Raw genomic sequence first — 23,414 nt, forward strand, 5'->3', positions numbered from 1 at the left:
TACTATGGCAGACAAACAATTATCGATTACAACCCTCCGGGTACATTACGAAACTGAAAAGGAAACGGTCCACGCGGTTAACGGGATCAGCCTCGAAATGGATGAAGGGGACAGCCTCGGTATCGTAGGCGAAACCGGCGCCGGCAAAACGACCACGGCGCTGGCAATTCTGGGCCTGCTCCCGAAACCCACCGGAAAAATAATAGAAGGGTCCATACTGTTCGACGGCCAGGACCTGGTACAGGCGGGAGAAACGGAGATGCAGAAAATCCGCGGGAATAAAATTTCCATGATTTTCCAGGATCCCATGACCTCCCTGAACCCCATATTTACCATCGGAGAGCAGATAGCCGAAGTTATCGAAATACACAACGAAATAACGAAAGACGGAGCCATGGAACGGGCGGCGGAAATGCTCGAACTGGTGGGCATTCCCCAGGCCAGAATGGGAGAATATCCCCATCAGTTTTCCGGGGGGATGAAGCAGCGGGTGGTTATCGCCATGGCGCTGGCCTGCAATCCCAAACTTCTTCTGGCGGACGAACCCACCACGGCCCTGGATGTTACCATCCAGGCGCAGGTGCTGCGGATGATGCGGGGACTCAAGGAAAAATTCAACACATCCCTCATTCTTATCAGCCATGACCTGGGGGTTGTCGCCCAGATCTGCACCAAGGTCGCCATCATGTACGCCGGGGAAATCATGGAATACGGGAATATCGAGGATGTTTTCGAAAAGCCCCTGCACCCGTATACCGAAGGACTCTTTAATTCCATCCCCCGGCTCGACGTCGACCGGGACCGGCTTTCGCCCATATCGGGACTTATGCCGGATCCGTCGCGGCTTCCCAAGGGCTGTGTGTTCCATCCCCGGTGTCCCTATGCGGAAGAGGTCTGTGCCAAACGGGTTCCCCAGGTCAATGATACGGAAAACCGCAAGGTCATGTGTCTCATGTATGAAGGCATCATGGAAAACAAGATGAGGAAAACCCATGCCTGAGCAAAGCACAAAAAAAATCCTGGAAGTCCAGGGTCTAAAGAAATACTTCTCCACCCATAAGGGTGAACTGCATGCGGTGGATAATGTTTCCTTCGATATTTATGAAGGGAAAACCCTCGGGGTCGTGGGAGAGTCCGGATGCGGCAAAACCACCGCGGGGCGGACCATACTGCGCCTGCTGGACCCCACCGCGGGCAAGGTTATCTTCGACGGGATCGATGTAACCGCCGCGTCCTCCGCGGAGATGCGGAACCTCCGGGAACGGATGCAGATTATTTTTCAGGATCCCTACGCGTCCCTGAACCCCCGGATGTCCGTCAGCAAAATCATCGGAGAACCCCTGAAAATCCACCGCCGCATAAGCAGCAAGAAGGAACTGGAAAAAAAGGTCCGGGAACTGATGGCCGTGGTTGAACTGGCGGACCGTCTGTACAATTCCTATCCCCATGAACTCGACGGCGGGCGGCGGCAGCGTATCGGTATAGCCCGGGCCCTGGCCCTGGAACCGAAATTCCTGGTCTGCGACGAGCCCGTATCGGCCCTGGACGTTTCCGTTCAGGCCCAGATTCTCAACCTGATGCAGGACCTTCAGGATAAGCTGGGGCTGACCTACATGTTCGTAACCCACGACATGTCGGTGGTAAAGCATATTTCCGACGATATCGCCGTGATGTATCTGGGGCAGGTGGTGGAGAAATCTCCCTCCCACGCGCTGTTTGAAAAGCAGCTGCATCCCTACACCAAGGCGCTCATCGCCGCCATCCCGGTGCTTAAACCCGGCGGGTTCAACGACGACGCCATCCTCAAGGGGGAAATCTCCTCCCCCATCGAGCCGAAACCGGGATGCCGCTTCGCGCCCCGCTGCCCATACGCGACGGAAGCCTGCACCCAGGCGGACCCGCCGCTCCGGGAAATTCAGCCTAACCGGTTCGTTGCCTGTATCAGGGCGGAAGAACTGGCCTAGATATGAAAATCGGACTTATCCGGGTCATCACCTTGGATGACCCGGAACAGACCGGACTCCACGGCCGGATTCTTGAAGAACGGTTTCCCGGCCTGGAGGTTTTTTCCCGGTGTATTCCCGGCCAGCCCCGGGGTGTGTTTGATAAAAAAACCGAACAGGAAGCGGCTCCGAAAATAGCGGAACTGGGGCAGCGTATGGCCGAGACCGGGGGAGCCGAAGCTATTATCATAAGCTGCGCCTCCGATCCAGGACTGGCGGAACTGCGCGGAGCCGTTGGGATTCCCGTTATCGGAGCGGGAACGGCGGTGGCCGCCCTGGCGCTGGTATTGTCCGACCGGGTGGCGACCATGGGGATAACCGGGCAAACCCCGGACCGCATGCGGGAAATCCTCGGGCCGCGGCTCGTCGGAGAGGTCCGGCCGGGCGGTGTGTCTACCACCCTCGACTTGCTGACGGAACAGGGAAAAAACGCCTCCCGGGAAGCCTGCAAAAAACTGGCTAAGGAATCCGGCGCCGGGGTAATTGCCCTGTCATGCACCGGTTACGCCACCATCGGTTTCGCGGCGGAACTTGCCCAAGCCGCGGGTATCCCCGTGCTGGATCCCCTGATTGCCGCGGGCTACGCGGTTCTGTACACTGGTACTTCAGATTAAATAAACAACCCTGCCATACAGGCATGAGGTATGTTATTCATAACAGATAACACCACGACTAAGGAGAATGGAATGCTTAAACAGGTTTTGGAAATGTACGAACTCCTGGACGACGCCGGAGTCAGCGGAAAAAAGGTTGAGGAATTCCTCAGAGGCCGGGGGCTTACGGATATACGGGTGGAAACCATCAAAGGTGAAAAGGGATCCACCGATTTCATACAAATTACCGTACCCGGCAGCTCCGGAAAAAAATCCGGAGGCAAAGCCCCTACTCTGGGGCTCATCGGAAGGCTCGGCGGTATCGGCGCCCGGCCGGAACGGATCGGCATTGTATCGGACGCCGACGGAGCCGTGGCGGTTCTAGCCTGTGCCCTTAAACTGGCGGACATGGCGAAACGGGGCGACACGCTTCCCGGGGATATTATTATTTCAACCCATATCTGCCCCGACGCGCCGACCCAGCCCCACGAGCCGGTACCCTTTATGGGATCTCCGGTGGATATGCAGACCATGAATTCCCACGAAGTGGTTCCGGAAATGGACGCGATCATTTCGGTGGATACCACCAAAGGCAACCGGGTAATCAATCACCGGGGATTCGCCATCAGCCCGACGGTCAAATCCGGCTATATCATGCGGACCAGCGAGGATCTGCTGGATATCATGGAGTGGTCCACCGGCCTCGTGCCGGCGGTATTCCCCCTGGCCACCGGCGACATTACACCCTACGGAAACGGAGTATACCACCTGAACAGCATCCTGCAGCCTTCCACCGCAACGGACGCGCCGGTGGTTGGCGTTGCCATCACCACGGTCAGGCCTGTACCCGGCTGCGGTACCGGCGCCAGCCGTGAGACTGATATCGAAGAAGCCTCCCGGTTCTGCCTCGAGGTCGCCAAAGCCTACGGTGCCGGAAGCTGCGGTTTCTACGATGCCGATGAATTCGCGCTCCTGGAAAAACGCTACGGGTCAATGAAGCAGCTTCAGACCTTCGGTCTGTAGATCTTCGGAAATGCATAGGATCCAGATTACCCTGACTCCGGCGGAGGCCAAACGGATCATTGCCAAGGCAATCGCGGCGCTGCCGGAGGTCAGGGATGCTCTGGCCCAGGGGGCAATTTTTCTCAAAGGCGGCAGCACCGCCTCCGCGGTGGCGGAGGAGTTCGGGTTTCCGGCTCTGCACCTGAGCGGCCGAATCTCCCCCCGCGGGACCCTCGGCGCGGCGGTATCTCCCGATATTCCCCACAACGGACTTATCAGAAACGGTTCCCTTGTTTCAGCTGATGATGACACAGTAACAATAGTGCGGAACCTCGGCAGAGGGGACATCATCATCACCGGAGCCAACGCCGTGGATTCCGAGGGAAACGCCGCCATGATGGCCGGAGCCGAAGGCGGCGGAAATCCCGGAGCGGCCTGGGGCGCCTTCAGCACCGAAGGCGCTTCCGTTATAATTGCCGCGGGCACCGAAAAACTGATCCCCGGTTCCATACGGGACGCGGTTTCCGCCGCCGGACGGAAAGGTGTGGATGTCTCCACCGGCATGGCCGTGGGGCTGCTTCCGGTTTTCGGCAGGCTGATCACGGAACGGGAAGCCCTGGAAATCCTCGCGCCGGTACGGGCCACCGTAATCGGGGCCGGGGGAATTACCGGCGGCGAAGGCTCGTCGGTAATTGTGATAGAAGGCGAACAGTTCGATACACGGAAAGTGTTCGACCTTGTTCTTTCAATAAAAGGAACGGAATTGAGCGGTGCGGCGGAAAGCGCCGGTGAATGCCGGGGCCCCAACTCCCGGTGCGGCCTTCACCGTTCCTGCATATACGCGCAGGGAGGCGGATAATGGAACATAAAAAAATAAGAATCGGAGCGGTCACCATAGGACAGTCCCCGAGAACGGATGTGGCCCCCGAATTTGAATCCGCCCTGGGAATGGATGCCGAACTTATCCAGGCCGGCGCGCTGGACGGCCTTTCCCTGGAAGAAGTACGGAAGCTCGCGCCGAACCCCGGGGATTACATTCTGGTCACCCGGATGCGGGACGGAACGGAAGTTAAAATAGCGGAACACCATATCCTGGACAGGATGAAGGCCGCCATCAGGCAGTTCGAAAACGACGGCCTCGACCTGATTGTGCTCTTCTGCACCGGCCAGTTCCCGGAGATTGATTCCCGGTCCCTTATCCTCAAGCCGGATGTTCTTATGGTGCAGACCGTTCCGGGCATCCTCAAGAAAGGCCGCCTCGGCGCGGTGGTGCCCTCCCCAGACCAGATTCCGGCGATGACGAAAAAATGGGAACAGACCGGGCTGGAGGTCGTAACCGCGGCGGCGTCCCCCTATTCCGGGAAGGAAGAGGATTTCCGGGCCGCGGGCAGAAGCCTGGCGGAACAGAAAGCGGACCTTATCGTTCTCGACTGTATCGGCTATAACAGTGCCATGAAGAAAATCATTAAAGAAGAAAGCGGAAAACCGGTCATCCTTCCCCGGACTCTTCTGGGGAGAATTGCCGGAGAAATAGCAGGAGGCTGAAATGGACATACGGAAAGGAGCCAGAATAGTAATTGCCGATTGCCTCGGCGCTAAACCGGGAGAAACGTTTCTCGTGGTTACGGATCCTTCAAAGCAGAATATCGGGGAGGCCCTGTACAAGGAAGCCCTGGAACTGGGGCTTACGGCACATTACCTTCTCATGCCCGAAACCGGAACCAACGGCGCGGAACCGACCACCGTAGTTTCCGAAGCCATGAAACACGCGGACGTCATCGTCTGCCCCACCCGTTATTCCCTGACCCATACCAACGCCCGCAAGGAAGCCGCCGCCCGGGGTGCCAGGATAGCCACCATGCCCGGAATCACCGAGGATATGTTCGGCGCCGGGGCAATCACCGCGGACTACAAAAAGGTCGCAGCCCTGAGCGACAAAGTAACGGAAATCCTGAGCCGGGGCGAAAACGCCCGGATCGAAAAGGACGGCAAAATCCTGGAGATGTCCCTCAAAGGCCGGAACGGAGTCTCCTCCAACGGGCTCTACCATACGCCGGGCAGCTCCGGAAACCTTCCCACCGGCGAAGGCTATATCGCGCCCCTGGAAGGAACCGCCAACGGGACCATTATCGTCGACGGCTCCCTGGCGGGCTTCGGGAAAGTTACCGGCCCCCTGGAAATAACCATCGAGAACGGAAAGGCTGTAAGTTTTTCCGGCCCCGAAGCGGAATGGATGGAGAAAACCCTGGCCAGCCCGGAAGCCCGCAACGTTGCGGAGCTTGGGGTGGGAACCAACGACATGGCACGGATCACCGGGGTTATCCTGGAGGATGAAAAGGTATACGGAACCATCCACGTCGCCTTCGGCAGCAACGCCACCTTCGGGGGAACCGTCTCCGCCGGGGTTCATATCGACGGGATAATCCTGGGAGCCACCCTCAGCATCGACGGACAGGTTATCGTCCGGGACGGAAAAGTACTGGTATAATGTGGAGCGTGCCGGCGGCGGTAAAATATCGTATATAGCCTTCAGGAAATACCAGGAGGACATACTCGCCGACTTCGAGCGCCGGCGCCTCTCGGGGGAACGGAAGTTTCACTACGTTTCCCCGCCGGGTTCAGGAAAGACCCTCATAGGGCTGGAACTGTTTCTCCGGCTCAATAACAAGGCCCTGGTGCTCTCACCGACTCTGGCAATCCAGGAACAGTGGATCGGAATGGGGCGGCAGCATACCGGCGGAACCAGTTACTCGGCGGATCCTTTTTCCGACGCGGACATGGTATCCCTGACGTACCAGTCCGTAAGCGTCAAGGACGGAACGGCCCTCCATCGGAACGCGAAGAAAATCATCGCCGCCCTGGATCAGCGAAAAGTAGTTATCTTTGATGAATGCCACCACCTTACCCGGTTCTGGGCGGATGTGGTCAAAGCCCTGGATACCAGGGACCGGTATTTTATTGCCCTTACCGCAACGCTCCCCACGGACCGGGATAAAAAAGAAACCGAAACATATTATAAACTGCTCGACACGGTTGATTACGAGGTCCTGCTCCCGCCGGTTATCAGGGAAGGCTACCTTGCCCCCTACAATGACCTTGTGTACACCGTATCACCCACGGATACGGAACTCAAAACCATAGACCGCCTCAGCGCTCCCTACCGGGAGCTTATGACGGAACTCAGGACGGTCCGGGATGTTGCCACCCCCCAGTCCTGGGCGTATGACCGGCTGGATTCCTATTCCGACTCCGCGGGAGTCCCGATTCCCTTTGATGAGCTCTACAGGCAGAAACCGGACTACTGCATCGCCGCCGCCCGTTTTGTCCTGAAGCACGGCATGGAACTTCCCTATTCGGTTATATTCACCAATGAAATGGAGGAAGCGCCGAACTTCGAAGACGTGCTGCTGGTCATGGAGGATTATATACACAGCTGCCTCCGGAAACAGGAGCCCGGCCTTGCATACGCAGAAAAAGCCGTCCGGGCGTTTAGAACCCTGGGATACCATATCGGTGAAGACGGCATAAAGGTTATCCACCGGGGCATCAGGGATATCCTTAGCAACTCCCAGGGAAAACTGTTTGCGCTAAAACCCATCATCGGGACCGAACTCCCGGTCATGGGGGACGATTTTAACTGTCTGGTTATCTGCGATTACGAAGAAAACAAATCCGGCTGCGGCGCCCGGGAGGCCTTTGAGTACATCCTCCACGAACCGGAAATAGCTCCCTGCAGGCCGGTGATGCTTACGGGAAAACGGGTTCTGGCGGCCCCCGCGGTCACGGACGACCTCATGGCCTGCGCCGCGGTCTTTCTGGAGAGGGAAACCATTAACCTCCGGCTCCGGGCCGTCCCCTGCGGGGATGCTTTCGAAATTTTTCCGGAAAACGGCACCTGGAATACCCGGGTTTCGGTTCCCCTGGTAAGCTACGCCCTGGAACGGGGTATAATCCGGTGTCTCATCAGTACCCGTTCGCTTCTGGGGGAAGGCTGGAACGCTGTACGGCTCAATACGCTGATTGATCTGACCAGCGTGACCGGATACGCCATGGTCAACCAGATCCGGGGGCGGACCCTCCGGCTGGATGATAAACGGCCCTTTAAAACCGCGAACAACTGGGATGTGGTGACCCTCATCCAGGATCCGGAACAGGGTGCCTACGATGTTACACGGCTCCGGCAGAAATTTACCCGGTTTTTCGGTCTGAGCAGCGACGGGCAGATAGAAAAAGGCATAGGCCATGTGCATCCGCTGCTGGCCCGCAACACCACGGAAGAACTCTACGCCGCGAGAAAAGATTTCAACGAAACGATGCTCCGCCGGGCCACCGGCCGTCTGGAGGTTTATAAAAAGTGGAATGTTCACAGTCCGTATAAAAACACCTTTATCCACTGTATTGACGCGAAACTGTCAGGGAATAGTGAAGCCGGCGGCACCCTGGCCGCCGAGGGGACCCTCCGGCGGTTATTCCTGCGGACAGCCGGCCCGGCAAAGGCGGTTTCATTTACAGTACCCTTACTGATCCTGGCCGGAGCGATACTGGGAACAGGCCGGCTGCCTGTACTGTTCATTCTCGCCTGTCTGCTCATTCCTGCGGCGGCGGCAGTCCTTCCCGCGGTACTGCCGCCGCCGGTTGTATTTCTGCGGATGCGGAAAAACGCCGCCGCCGGTTTTCTCGGTACGGTCCCGGTATTGGCAGGCCTGATCACCGAAACATTGGTTTCCCTTAATCTGGCGGAAAAGGATAAAACCGCGGGACGGGACGGGATAAAAATTGTCCCCCGGGAGAATAACACCTACCGGATCTACAGCGGCGACGAGATTCTCTCCCCGCTCCTCTCCGACGCCCTGAACGACATTTTCAAGCCCATAGGCAATCAGAAATATTTCCTGTCCGTGCAGAAATACCAGCCCCTGCGGTACCCCGCGGTTTCGTTTCTCTGGAACCAGTTTTACCGGGGAATCAGTAAAAGGAAAAACCTGAAACCCGGGGAATATTATTTCTGGTTCCGCCAGGCGTGCGTAGCATGGAACGGTATTTCCCGGATAAAACTGCTCCCGGAAAGGGTGCTCGTTCCTGTCCCGGAGATCTTCAGCAGAAGGAAAAAAGACGCGGAAAAATTCAGAGCCCTGTGGCAGGAAGAAATCGGAAGCGCAAAACTCGTGGCTTCCCGGGGCAATTCCCGGCAGGAGATCGCGGGTTTTGCCGGAAAGAAGCTTTTTCCCGTCACCATAACCCGAAAGGAACTCTGGATATAACCGTTCCACCGAAAACAGCCCCCGACTCCCGGCCCCGGCGGTCCCCCTTGAGGATTGCCCGGAAACCTGGTAATAATAGGTGACGGTTTATATGATGAAAAACGAACAGGCCATTCTGCGTTTCGCCGTATCGGCTGGAGAGGTTCTGCTGAAAAACGGCGGCGAAATATTCAGGGTACAGGAAACCATCAGCCGGATTCTCGAGGCCTTCGGGCTGCGCAACCATTCCCTGTACATTCTTTCCAACGGCATTTTTGTGACCCTCAACGAAGGGGATGAAAATAACTGTTTCGCCCTCCGGTTCGTACCTTCGGCAAAAACCCATCTCGGGCGTATTGCCGCGGTTAACGAACTTTCCCGGAAAATCGGCAGGGAAGGCGGCGATCCCGTAAAACTTACGGAATACGAAGCGGAACTCGCCGCCTGCGAGAGTCTGCCCTTCGCGCCCCTGTGGATACAGGTACTGGCATGCGCCGCCGGAAGCGGAAGCTTCTGTTTTCTGTTCGGGGGCAAGGCCTTTGACTGTCTGGCGGCTTTTGTGTGCGGCATAGTGCTGCAGCTTTTCCTGTCGTTTTATGGGAAGCGCCAGGTATCCCGGTACATACCGACGATCCTCGGAAGCGCGGTGGTCAGCCTCATGGCTGCGGGGATGGTAAGTTTTTTCAGCGGCCTGTCTCTGGGGCACATCATCGTCGGCTCCGTAATCGCCCTAGTTCCCGGTGTGGCGTTCACCACATCCATCCGGGAGTTTTTCAACGGAGATTACCTGTCCGGCAGTATCCATCTTATTGACGCCCTTCTTACGGGAATATGCATAGCCGCCGGGGTCGCTACCAGCCTGTGGGTATGGCAGCTTATCAGCGGCAGAGGGCTGTTCCTGTGATACTCCAGATTGTTTTACAGGTAGCCGCCGCCATGGTGGCGACTTTGGCTTTTTCGATTCTCTTCAGCGCTCCGGTAAACCACCTTCTCTTCTGCAGTATTGTCGGGGGTGTGGCGTGGTTTGTGAATATCGGACTTATAAGCCTTGGGGTGAACATAATCTTTGCCTGTTTTGCGGCGACCCTGGCGCTCACTATCTGCGCCCGGATCTTTTCCTATTGGAGAAGAGCCCCGGTTACGGTATTCCTTCTGGCGGGCATATTCTCCCTGGTTCCCGGGGCGGGAATTTACTATACGGCGTATTACGCTTTTTCATCGGGGTTTTCCAGGGCCTTTGACAAGGGGCTCGAAACGCTCATGCTCGCGGGCGCTATTGTGGTCGGCATTCTTTTCGGATTCGCCCTGCCCAAAAAGCTGTTCCATATTTTCTCAAAATGAATTCGGCGGACCGCCGGGGTTAATCGTTTATCCCTTTGATGCGGTCCATTTTCCCCCGGTAAAACGCGGAAGTACCGGAACGGCTGTCGATTTCCGTCTGGATCACATCGCGGACCGCTCCGGCAAACTGATGGACCGAATCCATTTTTATTTCACCCTTATCATCCCGGCTGATAAACTGCGCCGGATATACGGGATCAAGCACAACGAGTTTCTGCCTGGGCAGTGAACGGCCCCAGAAGTTTCCCCGGTTAATCCGCCCTTCGGAAAAGACCGTGGCCAGGGGAACCACGGGGATATCCAGCTCCGCGGCAATAAGAAACGCCCCGGGTTTGAACTCCCTGACCTGCTGGTTGTACAGATAGCATTCCCCTTCAGGATAGAAATGAATGAAACGCCGGTGTTTAAAGGCTTTTTCACATTCCGCGGCCAGCTGCCTGAATCCCGACCGCCCCCGGGGTATGGGCATCCCGCCCAGGAGACGGGTCAGGGTTCCCAGCACGGGGGTCTCCACGGTAGCTTCCAGCAGCGTGTGCCAGGTACGGCCCGGAAGGAATATCCGGCTGATCATCACCGGATCCAGAAACGTCGTATGGTTTGAGACAACGATGGCCCTCGGTATTCCCTTCAGTTTTCCGATGTTCTCATAGGAGGAAGAATAAAAAAGTATGTTAACGAACTGCGCCACAGGCCACACCGTATAAAACGTGAGGGTTGACGCCAGCCTGAAGGCCAGTGAATTGTCAATAAGGGATTTTCCGTGTTTGTAAGGCATACTGCAGTCCATCCTCCCCGGAGTTTACGTAACAACCCTGCCCTTCCAGGCAAAACCCTGGCCCGATACGGTTTTGAACCATGACAGGCAGGCCATAAACAGCAGATTAAGAATCATCAGAGGCCATAAAAATGAATACATCGGATTGAGTCTGCGGTCCATAAACAGCATTCCCCAGGTCATGGTGTACAGAATATTTACCATGAGCAGCTGCGCCGTGAACGGGCCGGCGGTCAGCAGCGAGAAGATCAGCAGGGGGAACGGCATAAACAGGAAAAGAAGGGCCGCGACAATGATCAGCGCCAGCAGCACCGTATTTTTCCCGAGAAAATCAAAAATATTTTTTCCGATCCCTTCCACCGCGCTCTGGTAATCAGAGTACATGCGGCACTGAACCTGGCTGCTGATATCGAGAAATTTTGTTTTATATCCTTTGTTCTTGACGTGCCGGGCCAGATACACATCTTCGCTGGTCCGCTTCTTCACCGCTTCAAACCGGCCGCAGCTGTCAAGCACATCCTTTTTAACGGCGATAAACTGCCCCACGGCGGTGGAGAAAAACCCCGATTTAAAGTACGTATTGCACCGGAGGGGAATTATAAAACCGGTAAGAAGAAACATGATCGGAACCGTCACCTTTTCCCCGAAGGTCTGCAGGTCCTGGCCGACGTAACCGGAAATAAAATCGGCCCCCGTGGAATTGAGATTGGTAACCGCCCATGAAACGGAGGTCCTGCTGTGGAGCGTATCGGCGTCGGTAAAAACGATTATTTCACCCTTTGCTTTTTCGGATAGCTGCTGCAGGGCGTGGGGTTTCCCGTACCAGTCGTCGGGAAGCGCGTCCCCCCGGAACAAACGGACCCGGGGGTTCTCCTCGGTTATTTTTTTAATGATCGCGTAGCTGTTGTCGGTGGAGTTGTCATCCAGAACGAGGATCTCGTAATTGCGGTACGTCTGGTCAAGAAGAGAATTGAGACACCGTTCGATGTTTTTTTCCTCGTTCCGGACGGGAATCAGCACCGAAACGAAGGGCCCCTCGGTTTCTTCCGCGGGCCTGGTATCCCTTTTCATCTCCGCGATATTAACCCTCGCAAGAATCAAAAAATACAGCGCCAGGATGATGCTGATTAAAAAATATAAATCCCCGAAGTAGAGCCAGATATTCTGCATGCCATTATCCCAATCCCCGCAGAAGGCCCTGGACGTATTTGTTTGTAGGATATACCGTCAGGGATTTTTCAAGCCAAGGCCTGGCTTCCGCGTTTTTTTTCTGCTGAACGTATGCGTATCCGATAGCCGAATATACATTAAACTGATCATCCTTCTGCATACTGCCCGCGTATGATGTAACAATTTCCTCCATCATTTTTATACCTTTCTTGTAATTATTAAACGGGGACGGAGCGTAGATATACCGGGCGGCAATCATATACTGGGCGGCGGTATTGCTGGGATCGAGTTCCAGGGCGTTTTTGGCGTACTGCCCGACCTTAAGCCCGTTGGACATGGCGTAGGACACGGACTTTACGGCGCAGTTCTGGGAAATATTATCCGCCAGCATCTGCCAGCCTTCCGCGGTTTTCGTCTGGTCCAGGGATTTCTGGGCGTATTCAATACCCCGGTCGTAACAGGCGCCGGCTTCATCCTTCCGTTCTTCATACTGGTAGGCCCGGCCCATCATATATTCACACCGGGAAAGCATGGTATTAAGCTCGGAACCGGTCAGTTTTTCCTGGGCGGTTTTGACGGTTTCCTGGTATAAGGGCACGATTTGATTGGCGCTGAGATTCTGCTCGTACAGGGCATCCCGGAGAACGATAAACCAATCCGGCAGAGGATCGGCACCGATGGTGCAGAACGCGGCAAATAGTATTAATACGATCAGTACAATTTTTTTATTCATCTTATTTAAATCCTTTCCGGCGGGCATCCCCCACTAAATACCCTTACTTAATAATAAACATGGTACGAATGTTTTGGAATAGTTTTCCCGCTTTTTGTGTCAAAATAATCATAATCAGAGAAATTTGCCACAACCCGGAGGCCGCTGCCGTAAAAAGTCTGCTGAATCAGCCGGTCGGGGCTTAAAATTTCAAAGTCCGTCATTTCCGCGTAAGCCGCCTTCCGGGCGAATTCCGACCAATTCCGGGAGTGGTTTACGATCAGATCCTTATTTTCCCCGAAGAAATCCCGGTCGAGGTGGAACATAGGGGCCGTATTATACAGGAATTCATAGGCCATGCGGTTTTCCGTTTCCTCCTCGATCTTCATGGTGGCCCAGTCCCAATGGTAGGAAGTGACCACTGAATCGTTGTACACCAGGTTATACAGGGGAAGGTTGTAGGCCTGGTCGAGAAATATTTTCCTGAAAAACGGCTTTACCGGAACCGGTTTGATCATTTTTTCCGGAGCGCCACCGGTCTGGGAATAATACCGCCCCAAATAATAGGGACTTTCCCGGTTCGCCTTCATATCCTGGTCCATCCAGGAAAAACTCATAAGATCGATCCCATGGGCGAAGGCAATCACCGGCGCGGCAAAGTCGTTTCCCCCTTCGGATCCCACAACCATGGAATAGGTTTTAGCGATATAATCCATGCGGTACAGCCGGGCTTCCAGATCCTTTTCCTTGGTTGTCGGGTGATAGGGCGAATAATCGTCATACACCTCGCCGGTGGCGTCGCAGTCGACAAACCACGCGTTGTAGGGGAGCCCGGAGGCGGTGATCGTTTTAAGTCTGGTCCTGACTTCATCCATGGCAAATACCGGATTTACTTTGCGGCCGACCCCCTGGAACCCCGGGATTTTAACACCATCCCGGTCTTCTATGGCAGCCGATTCATACAGGTCCGGATTATTGAACCGGGCGGTAATCCACGCTTCCGTTCCCGGCTCGTGGATTGAATGGTATGAATCGTACGCGCCGATAAGATACCCGCAGTCCGCGGCTTTTCGGACCGCTTCGGGCTGGATGTATCCCTGTTCCCAGCTGTTAAAAAGAATCATCGCCCGGTCAATCCCGGAGGCATAGAGTTCGTCCACGATGCCCGTTCCCCGGTTGTATGCCCATCCGGCCGGTGGCCGCGCAAAAACATCCAGGTTCGCGTAGAGAATTTCCTTGTTGAAATCGATCCGCTCAAGCCGGCCCAGGGTGCGGAGGTCCCGGCGGAGGTAAGCTTCGGTCTTGTCCGTATGGACCGTAAAAATACCGGGGTCGTAAAAATCGTCCCTAACAAGCATGGCGCTGACGGCACCGGTGATCACCCGCCGCTGGTACTGGTCGATATAGTCCTGGTTTTCCGCGGCCGCGAGCACCCGCCGGAAGTCGGCGCCGCCGTCTTCCAGGCCCCGGGAAAATTCCGCCAGATAGGTAACCGCCGGCGTACCGAGGCTGTTCCGGAACTTCTGCCACCCTATGTCATCGGGATCGATGACTGTCTCGTCAAAAAGGTATATATGCACGGCGCCGGGGAGTTTCGCGATATTCCTGTTGGTTTTGCTTTTATCCCGGAGGCTTACAAATAAATCCTGCTCCTGGATATATTCCCGGTATTTTTTCGCCGCCGTCACAGGATCATGGTCCAGGGCGTACATTCTGAAGCCGAACCGTTTATCCGTATTAATGTCGGGAAAGGTATGGGTAAAGGACGCGGTCAGATCCGGGGACGCGCCGAACCGGATTTCATTGTTGAAATTGTTCTTTATGATGAAAAGGAAAGTCCGTTCCGGCTGGGATACGGCGAAAAAACCCATGGAAAAACTCTGGAGCGGATCAAGGTCCTGCATATACCGGGTAAAGAAATCAATAAAATCGGCATCCCCCGCGGGGATGTACTTTCCCTGGCCGAAGGGCAGTGTATAGGAAGAACCCGCCAGCCGGGGAAAGGTAAAGCGGCCCTCCCCGCCCCCGTAATAGGTAAACTCAATATCCGTATAGTCGGGGAAGTGCTCCACCGCAACGGAAACCGATTCTTCGGGATACTTCCAGGACTCGGTGTTTCCCGATGACGCGTACGAGCTGACAACTCTCCGGTCAGCCGCGGCGGATACGGTTTCCTGCCGGTACGTAATAAGGAGCGTTTCGGGGTCTACGGTAAAGGGCCGTTCAATAAACGAATAGTTTCCCGAAGGCCTCGGACTGGCCCCTTTAACCGGACTGTTCCGGTTAAAACAGGATACCAAAACAAGAGAACAGACCAGAACCGCGCTGAACTGTCTTACAAAACTTTTCATTTCCGGACCTGCTGATATATTATTCCGCTGCACATTGTACAATCCGTAATCCCTTCCCCCTACTATAGAGTTTGTCCGCTGTTTTTTCCAGCCCGGGAGAAGGGGGAGCACAAAGCCGTTCAATCCGGAAAGCACCCGATGAATACCGGTGCCGCGGGTCCTGTCATTACCATTACGGCCCGGATGCTTTCCGGCTTAACCGGTTCAGCGCTGCCCCAAAAAGAGGGCTGCTCCCCCTGGCTCCAAACCTGCATAGCAGGTTTTACGCTACCCCCACTTCTGGTTCCTGGGTTATGGGTATTGTTTTGGTGATATAATGACGGATCCCAAAATCGCAACTAACCCGCTCCGCAAACGGGCTGTCTTTCTGTTTGCATGCCCCGGCGAAGCCATTTAAGCGGTAGTGGTACGTTTCGGGTACGGTAAGGGTACGGAGCGGGTGCGGTGACCAGTCAGGACATAGGTAAGCCAATTTCCGGTCAGGTCTTACTCTAACCTGGAATAATCCCCTACACCCAGCACCCCGCAAAAGCAGGGCAACTGTATTATTTTAGGAAAAAAAAAGCAAAGAAGAACGGTGTTTATTCGGTAACGAGGGGTGCCTGGGCACAGGGGATATGAGCGACTTTCGAGGCCGTTAGGCCGCTGAGGAGCCATATCCCCTGTGCCCAGGCAGGACCCCCGGACCATTATTACGTGCTTCTTTGTATTTCCCCAGGTAATAAAGCAGTTGCCCTGAAAACATCTCATTGACCCCTCTTTTGTAATTAAGTACCTTAGAATAAGAATAAAAATCTACTTTTTCCGGAGGAACCAATGAGCAAGGGCTTTAAATCCTTTTTAATAGCCATCGGGATTTTGATTGTCCTGGTAATTATTATCTATTCGTTTTTCGCGGGCAACTACAACAAAATGGTGGATGCCGAAGAACGGGTTAAAGCCCAGTGGGCGCAGGTTGAAAACGTGTACCAGCGGCGGTTTGATCTGATCCCCAATCTCGTGGCCACCGTCCAGGGGGCAGCCTCCCATGAATCTGATGTCCTGACCCAGGTAACCGAAGCCCGGTCCAGGGCCGGCGGTGTCATGCAGGTCTCCGATGAGGTTCTCAGTGACCCGGACGCGTTCCGGCGGTTCCAGCAGGCCCAGAATGACCTGGGAAGCGCCCTGCAGCGCCTGCTGGTGGTGACGGAAAACTACCCTGATCTAAAAGCCAATTCAAACTTTCTCGCCCTCCAGGACCAGCTTGAGGGAACGGAAAACAGGATTGCCGTGGAACGGCAGCGGTACAACGAGGCGGCCATGGGATACAATGCGTTCATAAAGAAGTTCCCCAGGACCATACTTGCCAATATGTTCGGATTCAGGGAAAAAGCCTATTTTACCGCGGATGCCGGAGCCCAGCGGGCGCCGACGGTAAACTTCAACTAGGGGCCTTTTGTGAAACAGACAAAACTCCTTGCCAAGCTGAACCTCACGGAAAAAGATCTTGATGAGATAAAAGAGGCCGTTGTCCGGGCGGAACAGGAAACCACCGGGGAGATAGCCCTGGCGGCGGTCGGTGAAAGCGACGATTATTCATTTTACGAACTCTTCGCCGCGGTTATCGCGGCGGTCCTCGCATTTGCCGTTCTGCTTCCCTTTCACGGACCCGTAAGCAGATGGATTGACGGGCTGGTATGGGATTTCTCACCCTGGCTGGTGACGGCTTTTTTCGGGGTCGTAAGTTTTGCCCTCATGGCGGCGGTGTTTCTGCTGTTCAACATCCCCGCCCTGGACCGGCTTATAATTCCGCCCAAAGCCCGTTCGGAGTCGGTGTACAGCCGCGCGGCCCGGTATTTTGTTGAAAGCGGCGTATACGCGACCCGGGAGAACAACGGCATTCTGCTGTTTATTTCGCTTATGGAACACGAAGTCCACGTCATCGCCGATTCCGGGATTCTTTCAAAAACAGATTCTCCCGAACTGTCTGTCATAGCGGCAAATCTTGCGGGGGGAATAAAAAACGGAACCGTGAAGCAGTCCCTGCTTGAGGCTGTCCGTTCCTGCGGCGAAATACTCATCCGGGAATTTCCCGCCAAGGACAAAAACACCAATGTACTGGCCGACGGCCTCGTTCTTCTGGAGAAATAAATGAATCGGAAACCATGGCATACTCTGAGGAAAATCATTCCGTTTGCGGTAGTTTTATGCCTGGCGGTTCCGGGCCTGTACGCCCTGGATGTACCGCCTCTCAAGGGACCGGTAAACGACCTGGCCTCGGTAATGACCGCCGCCCAGCGGGAGGAGCTCACAAGCTACCTCATGGCGCTGGATGAACAGACCTCGGTGCAGATGGCGGTTCTTACGGTTCCCAGTCTTGAAGGGGATTCCCTGGAAAGTTTTGCCGAACAGGTTTTTAAAACATGGAAACTCGGACAGGCCGGGAAGGACAACGGAGCCCTGCTCCTGGTGGTGATGGATGAACGGGCAGTCCGCATCGAAGTCGGGTACGGTCTTGAGTCCGAACTGACGGATATAAAAAGCGGCCTCATTATCAGGGAGGTCATTATCCCCGCGTTTCAGGACGGCCGGTACGGAGCCGGAATCACCGCCGGGATCAAAAACATGGCGGGAATAGCCACGGGGAACGAAGAAATAGTCTCCAAGCGGGTCCGTGAGGGCGGGAGCAGCGGCTCCGGAACCGCGGGCATCTTTTTTTCATACGTTTTCTTTTTGTTTATGATCGTCCTGATTGCCGCAAGCAGGAGAGGACGCCGCAGAGGGCGCCGGTATTACGGCGGAGGCCCCTATTACAGGGGCGGCGGCTCCTCGGGGTCATCCTTCAGTTCCCGGGGCGGCGGCAGTTCGGGAGGCAGCAGTTTTTCCGGCGGCGGCGGCCGTTCCGGCGGCGGCGGCGCTTCGGGGAGGTGGTAGCATGAAGTATCCGATTCCGTCCGAGCTGCTTTCCTATGTTGAAGACAGCCATGAAAGACTTCTCGGCCTTATCCGGGAACTCTGCCGTATTACCGCCCCATCCCTCCACGAGGAGCGGCGGGCGGATTTCTGCAGGAAATGGCTGGAAGACCGGGGCGCCGCGGGTGTATATACCGATGCGGCGAAAAATACGGTCTTTCCCGTAAATATTGAGAATAAGAATTCCATTACCGTGATCATGGCCCACACGGATACGGTATTTCCCGATACGGAACCCATGCCCTTTATCGAAAAAGACGGCCGTTTCCACAGTCCCGGGGTCGGAGACGATACGGCAAACCTGGCGGTTCTTCTGATGCTGGCGGCCTTCGTGGCGGAAAAACGCCCGGCTGTTCCCGGCGGTATGCTTTTTGTGGCCAATTCCGCGGAAGAAGGCATGGGAAATCTCCTCGGCTGCCGCCATCTCATGGAACAGTACAAAGGAAGGATCGGGGAAGTCATTTCCCTGGACGCGACCCAATTCAAATATATCCATCACGACGCGGTGGGTTCCCACCGGTACCGGGTGGCGGTTAAAACCGAAGGGGGCCATTCCTTCGGGAATTTCGGCAACCGGAACGCTATCGCCTATCTTGCGTCCCTGATCCAAACCCTGTACCAGATTAAGGTTCCGGACATCGGTACCACAACCTACAATGTGGGAACCATCTCCGGAGGAACTTCGGTCAACACCATTGCCCAGCACGCGGAAATGCTCTACGAATACCGTTCGGATTCCCGGGAGGCCCTGGAAATCATGAAGCGCTTCTTCTATTCCGCCGTGGATACCTACCGGAACATGGGGATTGGCATTGAGGCTGAACTGGTTGGAGAGCGGCCCTGCAGCGATATCAGGGACCATGAATCCCAGAACCGCCTCGTAGAAAAATGCCGGGATATTTACGCCGAATACGCGGGAATAATCCCATCCCTGGAGGCCGGCTCCACGGACTGCAATATTCCGCTTTCCCTGGGCATACCAGCGGTCACCATCGGCGTTTGCCGGGGCGGCGGGATCCATACCCGGGAAGAATGGCTCGAAACCGAGAGCCTCAAAACCGGATTCAAACTCGCGGCGGCGGTAACCGCCAGCTATTTTACGCAGTAAAAGACCGGCGGCAGCCGGGCTGCCGGATATGGGTTTGCGCAGAGCGTAAAAAATGTATACCCTGAAATAGTATGGAAAACACAATTCTCATTCAGGGCGCCCAGCTGGTACGTGATGAGGGTATCACCCCGGGAGATGTCCTCATCAGCGGCAGCCGTATTGCAAAAATCGCCCCGGCCGGCGGAATCACCCCCGGGCCGGATACCGCGGTAATTGACGGAAGAAACCGTATTCTTTCCCCGGGTTTTATAGATCTCCACTGCCACGGCGGCGCCGGAGGTGACGTCAACGACGGCGACCCGGAGGCTTACCGCAAAATGGAGGAATTCCACCGGTCACGGGGGGTCACGGCCTTCATGCCGACCCTTTCGGTGGATCCCATGCCTAAACTCGAAAAGGCCTGCGCCATGGTACGTGCTCTCCGGCAGGAAGATGCCGGCGGCGGGGCGGAAATTCTGGGGGTCCATTTTGAGAGTCCCTATATAAATCCGGTTTACAAAGGATGCCAGGCGGCGGAATGTATCCTGCCTTTTGACGAAAAGGCAATGCATTTTATCCGGCAAAACAGCGATATCATCTCGCGGATCACCCTGGCCCCGGAGCTGGACGGGGTCCTGGAAGCCATACCGGAGCTGCGTCAAATGGGGATACTCGTTTCCGGGGGCCACTCCAACGCGGACGCCGTGATGTTCCGCAGAGCAGCCGACCGGGGAATGACCATGGCAACCCACCTCTACAACGCCATGTCCAGCGTCCGCAAGGAAGGCCCTTACCGTATTCCCGGCGTACTGGAAGCCGCTTTGACGGACGACAGGATTTATACGGAACTCATTGCCGACGGACACCATGTGCCCGGTGAGCTCCTGCAGATTGCCTACCGCTGCAAAGGTCCTGACCGGTTTATGGCCTGCTCCGACGCGAGCAGGGCCGCGGGATACAGCGGTTCGGAACGTGTTTTTATCTGCGGTCAGGAAGCGGTTATTGAAAACGGCGTGGGCATGCTCAAGGACCGCTCAAGCCTGGCATCTTCGGTGGTTGCCCTGGATACCATGGTCCGGGTCCTTGCGGAAAAAGCCGGCCTCACCCCGCACCTGGCGCTGAGAGCCGTCTCGTATGTGCCGGCGAAGGCGGCGGGTATCGATAACCGGAAGGGGCGGCTTGCGGAAGGGTACGACGCGGATCTGGTCCTGCTCGATGAGAAACTCAATGTTTGTTCTGTCTGGTGCCGCGGCATCAAATCCGGAGGAAAATAAAGACGGCACAGGTTTTCCTGTGCCATTGGCTGCCGCATGTAATAATCTGTAACGGAAAAAGTCAGAAATTGCCAGGAAAAAGAAAGTATCAGGCGCCGGACAGAATCGAACTGTCGCATAAAGGTTTTGCAGACCTCTCCCTTACCGCTTGGGTACGGCGCCGTATGTATAGACTCTACTAAATTACGCCTCTTTTGTCCAGCCAGGGGGCCGGACAATATCAAATACAGTTCTCCCGGATATGACCGTCTTTAGGTTCGGCTGTCTCTATATTACCAGTTCTGATGTACCTGGCTGCGGATATACTTGTCGTATATGTTCTTTACCCCGTCCATTTGGGCCGCGGTTAACTCCGGAATTGAGGCCGCCGCCGCGTTGGACAGCACCTGGCGGTTATTGCTTGCGCCGGGAATGACCGAGGTGACCGCGTCAAACATCAGAATCCATTTGAGCGCGTACGGAATAAGGTCATCCGTGCCGAACAGTGATTTCAGTTCCTCGGCTGCCTGCAGGCCCGTATCAAAATCAACACCGGAAAAAGTTTCCCCCTTGTCAAAGGACTCTCCGTGGCGGTTAAACGTTCTGTGGTCATTTTTGCCAAAGGTAGTTTCCTTTGTGTATTTGCCGGTGAGAAGCCCGCTGGCAAGAGGCACCCGTGCGATAATTCCGATATTTCCGGCCTTGGTTTTTGAAAAAAGTTCCTCCGCCGGCTTTAAGCGGAACATATTGAAAATAATTTCGACAGCCGAGATAGGATACTGCATGGCATCCATCGCTTCGCTGACTTTTTCCACACTGACGCCGTAAGAAAAAAGTTTGCCCGACCGCTGCATAGCATCAAGCCTGGTAAAAATCTCATCTTTCCGGTAAACGGAACTGGGCGGGCAATGAAGCAGGAGCATGTCCAGTTTTTCGGCCTGCAGACGTTTAAGGCTTTCGTCGGCAAACCGTTCTACCGCCTCGGGGGTATACATTTCCGCGGTGTGGGGATTGAGTCCCCTGCCGCATTTTGTCACCACAAAAAAATCCGCGCCCGTATCCTTCATGAATCTGCCGATGGATTTTTCACTTTCCCCGGCATTGTAGATATCGGCGGTATCAATAAAGTTTATGCCGTTTTCAGAGGCGGTTTTTAGTATTTTCTCCGCCTCCGCCGGGTTAAAGGTCTCACCCCACTTTGTGCCAAGCTGCCACGTGCCGAGCCCGATTTCCGAAACCGACGCGCCGCTTTTCCCGAGGATTCTTTTATTCAGCATCGTAATTTCCCCTTTATTTTTTCTGTAATAAAACTATTTTTATATCACCTCTTTTCAATCTTATATATCAAAATGAAAAAGAGGGGAAAATTCTCATAATTAAAATCCCCGCAGGCCTGCCCGCGCCGCTGTGCATGGGCGGCCGCCGGGAAATGGGGTTTGGAAGAACCGGCGCTGCGGAGAAACTCAGCCCATGGGGGGGAATATATCCCCGGAACCGGTCAGTCCGTTGGGGCCGGCCTCCGCGATCACATCAGCCAGGGGCTCCCTTATTTTGTCCGTGGGTTTTTCCCCGCGGTATCCGAAGGGAATCACCAGGGAAATAAGCCAGTCCGCGGGATCGGCCTTAAGGATATCCAGGACTTTCCGTTCATCGAAGCCTTCCAGGGCACAGCTGTCGATTCCCAGGGAAGCGGCGGCGTTCATCATATTGGCTGCCGCGATGTACCCCTGGGCGCGGGCCCATTCGTTTGTCCGGTTGTTCGAAGAAATGAATTCCCAGTATCCCCGGTAGTCATCCACGAATACCGGATACCCGCCGGGGAACCGTCCCGAACGGCGGCGGACGAATTCCGATTCCGGGTGGTAATGTTTCGCGGTCCGTACCAGGATAACAGAAACAAAGGAAGCGGTCCGGACGTTTTCCTGGGAGAAACAGGCGTCAAACAGCCGGTCCAGGACAGACTTTTCCCGGGCCGACACGAATAGCCAGGGCTCCAGCCCGAAGGACGAAGGAGAAAGCCTCCCCGCCTCCAGGATGAGTTCCTCATGGTCCGGGGGTATTTTCTTTGCGATGTCAAAAAATTTACAGGCGTACCGGGTAAGCATAGCGGAAAAGAACTCCCGGGTACCTTCCGGGAGTTTCCGCAGGCTCTGATCGAATTCTTCCGTGTCCGGGGAAAGCAGCTCCATCATTCGGCGAATTCCAGGGCGATTTTAAACATGTTCACCAGGGAGGTCTGCCGTTCCTCGGGGGTCATTTCCTTCCGGGTGACATTGGAATCGGAACAGGTCAGCATGGTCAGGGCCTTCTTCTTAAGATACGCCGCGTTGCAGTACAGGGCGTAGGATTCCATATCCGTTCCGGCGCATCCCATTCGGGCCCACTTTTTCCAGCCCTCTTCCCCTTCCGCGTTGTAGAGGGAGAAAATATCCGAGGAGAAAACATTCCCCACCCAGTGGCGTACGTTCATGCTCCGGGCCAGGGAAACGGCTTTTTCCAGCAGCCCGTAATCGGCGCAGGCGGCGTAAGTCCCGGAGAGGCCGTACTGGTAGGCGTAGTTTGAATCCGTGGATGAAGCCTGGGCAAACAAAACGTCCCCGACTTCCACATCCGCGGTGAGGCCCCCGCAGGTTCCGATGCGGATAATATTTTCCACACCGTAATGGCAGAACAGTTCATAGGAATAAATCCCCATACTGGGGCATCCCATACCGGAACCCATTACCGAAACCGGGCGGCCTTTATAGGTGCCGGTAAAAACCAGCATATTCCGGACGCTGCTGTTCTCCTTGACGTTTTCAAGGTAATTATCCGCTACGAATTTCGCCCGCAGGGGGTCTCCGGGCATAAGCACGGTTTTTGCGATATCCCCGGGACAGGCGTTGTTATGGGGTGTCCCTTCTTTGGGACCGAAAATACTTTTAACCATCTGAAT

General features: G+C 55.3%; 22 protein-coding genes and 1 tRNA gene. 15 read left to right on the forward strand and 8 right to left on the reverse strand.

Annotated features, from left to right (window positions below):
• Positions 1-4 precede the first annotated feature (4 nt).
• The 10 genes from JFL75_RS08245 (at position 5) to JFL75_RS08290 (ending at position 10,179) form a co-directional block, all read left to right on the forward strand.
• The gene (locus tag JFL75_RS08245) at positions 5-1,000 is read left to right on the forward strand and encodes an ABC transporter ATP-binding protein (RefSeq protein WP_215626206.1); all 996 of its coding nucleotides are present in this window, start codon (positions 5-7) and stop codon (positions 998-1,000) included.
• Positions 993-1,964 carry an ABC transporter ATP-binding protein gene (locus JFL75_RS08250; RefSeq protein WP_215626207.1) on the forward strand — a complete coding sequence of 324 codons (972 nt, stop codon included), beginning with the start codon at positions 993-995 and terminating at the stop codon, positions 1,962-1,964. The genes JFL75_RS08245 and JFL75_RS08250 overlap by 8 nt, the downstream gene beginning before the upstream one ends.
• Before the next feature lie 2 nt (positions 1,965-1,966).
• Positions 1,967-2,617 carry an aspartate/glutamate racemase family protein gene (locus JFL75_RS08255; protein ID WP_215626208.1) on the forward strand — a complete coding sequence of 217 codons (651 nt, stop codon included), beginning with the start codon at positions 1,967-1,969 and terminating at the stop codon, positions 2,615-2,617.
• 72 nt (positions 2,618-2,689) lie between these two features.
• Positions 2,690-3,619 (forward strand): DUF1177 domain-containing protein, encoded by a 930-nt coding sequence (locus JFL75_RS08260; protein WP_223292800.1) that lies wholly within the window; start codon positions 2,690-2,692, stop codon positions 3,617-3,619.
• Between the two features lie 10 nt (positions 3,620-3,629).
• Positions 3,630-4,457 carry a hypothetical protein gene (locus JFL75_RS08265; RefSeq protein WP_215626210.1) on the forward strand — a complete coding sequence of 276 codons (828 nt, stop codon included), beginning with the start codon at positions 3,630-3,632 and terminating at the stop codon, positions 4,455-4,457.
• The gene (locus JFL75_RS08270) at positions 4,457-5,143 is read left to right on the forward strand and encodes an AroM family protein (protein WP_215626211.1); all 687 of its coding nucleotides are present in this window, start codon (positions 4,457-4,459) and stop codon (positions 5,141-5,143) included. The genes JFL75_RS08265 and JFL75_RS08270 overlap by 1 nt, the downstream gene beginning before the upstream one ends.
• 1 nt (position 5,144) lies before the next feature.
• Complete coding sequence (locus JFL75_RS08275; RefSeq protein ID WP_215626212.1) at positions 5,145-6,086, forward strand: aminopeptidase; 942 nt, start codon at positions 5,145-5,147, stop codon at positions 6,084-6,086.
• A 1-nt stretch (position 6,087) separates the two neighbouring features.
• Complete coding sequence (locus JFL75_RS08280; RefSeq protein ID WP_215626213.1) at positions 6,088-8,859, forward strand: DEAD/DEAH box helicase family protein; 2,772 nt, start codon at positions 6,088-6,090, stop codon at positions 8,857-8,859.
• 91 nt (positions 8,860-8,950) lie between these two features.
• Positions 8,951-9,742, forward strand: a complete 792-nt coding sequence (locus JFL75_RS08285) for a threonine/serine exporter family protein (RefSeq protein ID WP_215626214.1) — start codon at positions 8,951-8,953, stop codon at positions 9,740-9,742.
• Positions 9,739-10,179, forward strand: coding sequence for a threonine/serine exporter family protein (locus JFL75_RS08290; RefSeq protein ID WP_215626215.1), 441 nt, complete (start codon positions 9,739-9,741; stop codon positions 10,177-10,179). Before JFL75_RS08285 ends, JFL75_RS08290 begins: the two co-directional genes overlap by 4 nt.
• Positions 10,180-10,198: 19 nt before the next feature.
• Here the strand turns inward: JFL75_RS08290 and JFL75_RS08295 are convergent, their stop codons facing one another.
• The 4 genes from JFL75_RS08295 to JFL75_RS08310 are packed head-to-tail and all read right to left on the reverse strand — an operon-like array spanning position 10,199 to position 15,187.
• Entirely contained in the window at positions 10,199-10,954 is a 756-nt protein-coding gene (locus JFL75_RS08295; protein ID WP_215626216.1) for a lysophospholipid acyltransferase family protein, read from the reverse strand.
• 24 nt (positions 10,955-10,978) lie between these two features.
• Positions 10,979-12,124: a glycosyltransferase family 2 protein gene (locus JFL75_RS08300; protein ID WP_215626217.1), complete on the reverse strand. Its 1,146-nt coding sequence runs from the start codon at positions 12,122-12,124 to the stop codon at positions 10,979-10,981.
• A 4-nt stretch (positions 12,125-12,128) separates the two neighbouring features.
• Positions 12,129-12,857, reverse strand: coding sequence for a tetratricopeptide repeat protein (locus JFL75_RS08305; protein WP_215626218.1), 729 nt, complete (start codon positions 12,855-12,857; stop codon positions 12,129-12,131).
• Between the two features lie 47 nt (positions 12,858-12,904).
• Entirely contained in the window at positions 12,905-15,187 is a 2,283-nt protein-coding gene (locus JFL75_RS08310) for a glycoside hydrolase (protein WP_215626219.1), read from the reverse strand.
• Between the two features lie 816 nt (positions 15,188-16,003).
• Between JFL75_RS08310 and JFL75_RS08315 the strand changes: the two genes are divergently transcribed.
• The 5 genes from JFL75_RS08315 to nagA all read left to right on the forward strand — a co-directional run bounded on the left by JFL75_RS08315 (position 16,004) and on the right by nagA (position 20,500).
• Entirely contained in the window at positions 16,004-16,615 is a 612-nt protein-coding gene (locus JFL75_RS08315) for a LemA family protein (RefSeq protein ID WP_215626220.1), read from the forward strand.
• Between the two features lie 9 nt (positions 16,616-16,624).
• The gene (locus tag JFL75_RS08320; protein WP_215626221.1) at positions 16,625-17,317 is read left to right on the forward strand and encodes a TPM domain-containing protein; all 693 of its coding nucleotides are present in this window, start codon (positions 16,625-16,627) and stop codon (positions 17,315-17,317) included.
• Positions 17,318-18,100 (forward strand): TPM domain-containing protein, encoded by a 783-nt coding sequence (locus tag JFL75_RS08325; protein WP_215626222.1) that lies wholly within the window; start codon positions 17,318-17,320, stop codon positions 18,098-18,100.
• 1 nt (position 18,101) lies between these two features.
• Positions 18,102-19,247 carry a M20/M25/M40 family metallo-hydrolase gene (locus JFL75_RS08330; RefSeq protein WP_215626223.1) on the forward strand — a complete coding sequence of 382 codons (1,146 nt, stop codon included), beginning with the start codon at positions 18,102-18,104 and terminating at the stop codon, positions 19,245-19,247.
• A gap of 71 nt (positions 19,248-19,318) precedes the next feature.
• Entirely contained in the window at positions 19,319-20,500 is a 1,182-nt protein-coding gene (gene nagA, locus JFL75_RS08335) for an N-acetylglucosamine-6-phosphate deacetylase (protein WP_215626224.1), read from the forward strand.
• A 90-nt stretch (positions 20,501-20,590) separates the two neighbouring features.
• Here nagA and JFL75_RS08340 read toward each other — a convergent pair.
• From JFL75_RS08340 to deoD, 4 genes are all read right to left on the reverse strand, one after another.
• Positions 20,591-20,662, reverse strand: a tRNA-Cys gene (locus JFL75_RS08340).
• A gap of 110 nt (positions 20,663-20,772) precedes the next feature.
• Positions 20,773-21,756 carry an aldo/keto reductase gene (locus tag JFL75_RS08345; RefSeq protein WP_215626225.1) on the reverse strand — a complete coding sequence of 328 codons (984 nt, stop codon included), beginning with the start codon at positions 21,754-21,756 and terminating at the stop codon, positions 20,773-20,775.
• Positions 21,757-21,942: 186 nt separating this feature from the next.
• Positions 21,943-22,671, reverse strand: a complete 729-nt coding sequence (locus JFL75_RS08350; RefSeq protein ID WP_215626226.1) for a nitroreductase family protein — start codon at positions 22,669-22,671, stop codon at positions 21,943-21,945.
• Positions 22,668-23,408, reverse strand: a complete 741-nt coding sequence (gene deoD, locus JFL75_RS08355; RefSeq protein ID WP_215626227.1) for a purine-nucleoside phosphorylase — start codon at positions 23,406-23,408, stop codon at positions 22,668-22,670. The genes JFL75_RS08350 and deoD overlap by 4 nt, the downstream gene beginning before the upstream one ends.
• Positions 23,409-23,414: the final 6 nt, after the last annotated feature.

The organism is Breznakiella homolactica (assembly GCF_016616095.2).
Lineage (GTDB): Bacteria > Spirochaetota > Spirochaetia > Treponematales > Breznakiellaceae > Breznakiella > Breznakiella homolactica.

Excerpts from the sequence above, each read along its gene's own strand:
- JFL75_RS08245 (WP_215626206.1), top strand. The coding sequence starts at position 5 with ATGGCAGACAAACAATTATCGATTACAACCCTCCGGGTACATTACGAA.
- JFL75_RS08250 (WP_215626207.1), top strand. The coding sequence starts at position 993 with ATGCCTGAGCAAAGCACAAAAAAAATCCTGGAAGTCCAGGGTCTAAAG.
- JFL75_RS08255 (WP_215626208.1), top strand. The coding sequence starts at position 1,967 with ATGAAAATCGGACTTATCCGGGTCATCACCTTGGATGACCCGGAACAG.
- JFL75_RS08260 (WP_223292800.1), top strand. The coding sequence starts at position 2,690 with ATGCTTAAACAGGTTTTGGAAATGTACGAACTCCTGGACGACGCCGGA.
- JFL75_RS08265 (WP_215626210.1), top strand. The coding sequence starts at position 3,630 with ATGCATAGGATCCAGATTACCCTGACTCCGGCGGAGGCCAAACGGATC.
- JFL75_RS08270 (WP_215626211.1), top strand. The coding sequence starts at position 4,457 with ATGGAACATAAAAAAATAAGAATCGGAGCGGTCACCATAGGACAGTCC.
- JFL75_RS08275 (WP_215626212.1), top strand. The coding sequence starts at position 5,145 with ATGGACATACGGAAAGGAGCCAGAATAGTAATTGCCGATTGCCTCGGC.
- JFL75_RS08285 (WP_215626214.1), top strand. The coding sequence starts at position 8,951 with ATGATGAAAAACGAACAGGCCATTCTGCGTTTCGCCGTATCGGCTGGA.
- JFL75_RS08295 (WP_215626216.1), bottom strand. The coding sequence starts at position 10,954 with ATGCCTTACAAACACGGAAAATCCCTTATTGACAATTCACTGGCCTTC.
- JFL75_RS08300 (WP_215626217.1), bottom strand. The coding sequence starts at position 12,124 with ATGCAGAATATCTGGCTCTACTTCGGGGATTTATATTTTTTAATCAGC.
- JFL75_RS08305 (WP_215626218.1), bottom strand. The coding sequence starts at position 12,857 with ATGAATAAAAAAATTGTACTGATCGTATTAATACTATTTGCCGCGTTC.
- JFL75_RS08310 (WP_215626219.1), bottom strand. The coding sequence starts at position 15,187 with ATGAAAAGTTTTGTAAGACAGTTCAGCGCGGTTCTGGTCTGTTCTCTT.
- JFL75_RS08315 (WP_215626220.1), top strand. The coding sequence starts at position 16,004 with ATGAGCAAGGGCTTTAAATCCTTTTTAATAGCCATCGGGATTTTGATT.
- JFL75_RS08325 (WP_215626222.1), top strand. The coding sequence starts at position 17,318 with ATGAATCGGAAACCATGGCATACTCTGAGGAAAATCATTCCGTTTGCG.
- JFL75_RS08330 (WP_215626223.1), top strand. The coding sequence starts at position 18,102 with ATGAAGTATCCGATTCCGTCCGAGCTGCTTTCCTATGTTGAAGACAGC.
- nagA (WP_215626224.1), top strand. The coding sequence starts at position 19,319 with ATGGAAAACACAATTCTCATTCAGGGCGCCCAGCTGGTACGTGATGAG.
- JFL75_RS08345 (WP_215626225.1), bottom strand. The coding sequence starts at position 21,756 with ATGCTGAATAAAAGAATCCTCGGGAAAAGCGGCGCGTCGGTTTCGGAA.
- JFL75_RS08350 (WP_215626226.1), bottom strand. The coding sequence starts at position 22,671 with ATGATGGAGCTGCTTTCCCCGGACACGGAAGAATTCGATCAGAGCCTG.
- deoD (WP_215626227.1), bottom strand. The coding sequence starts at position 23,408 with ATGGTTAAAAGTATTTTCGGTCCCAAAGAAGGGACACCCCATAACAAC.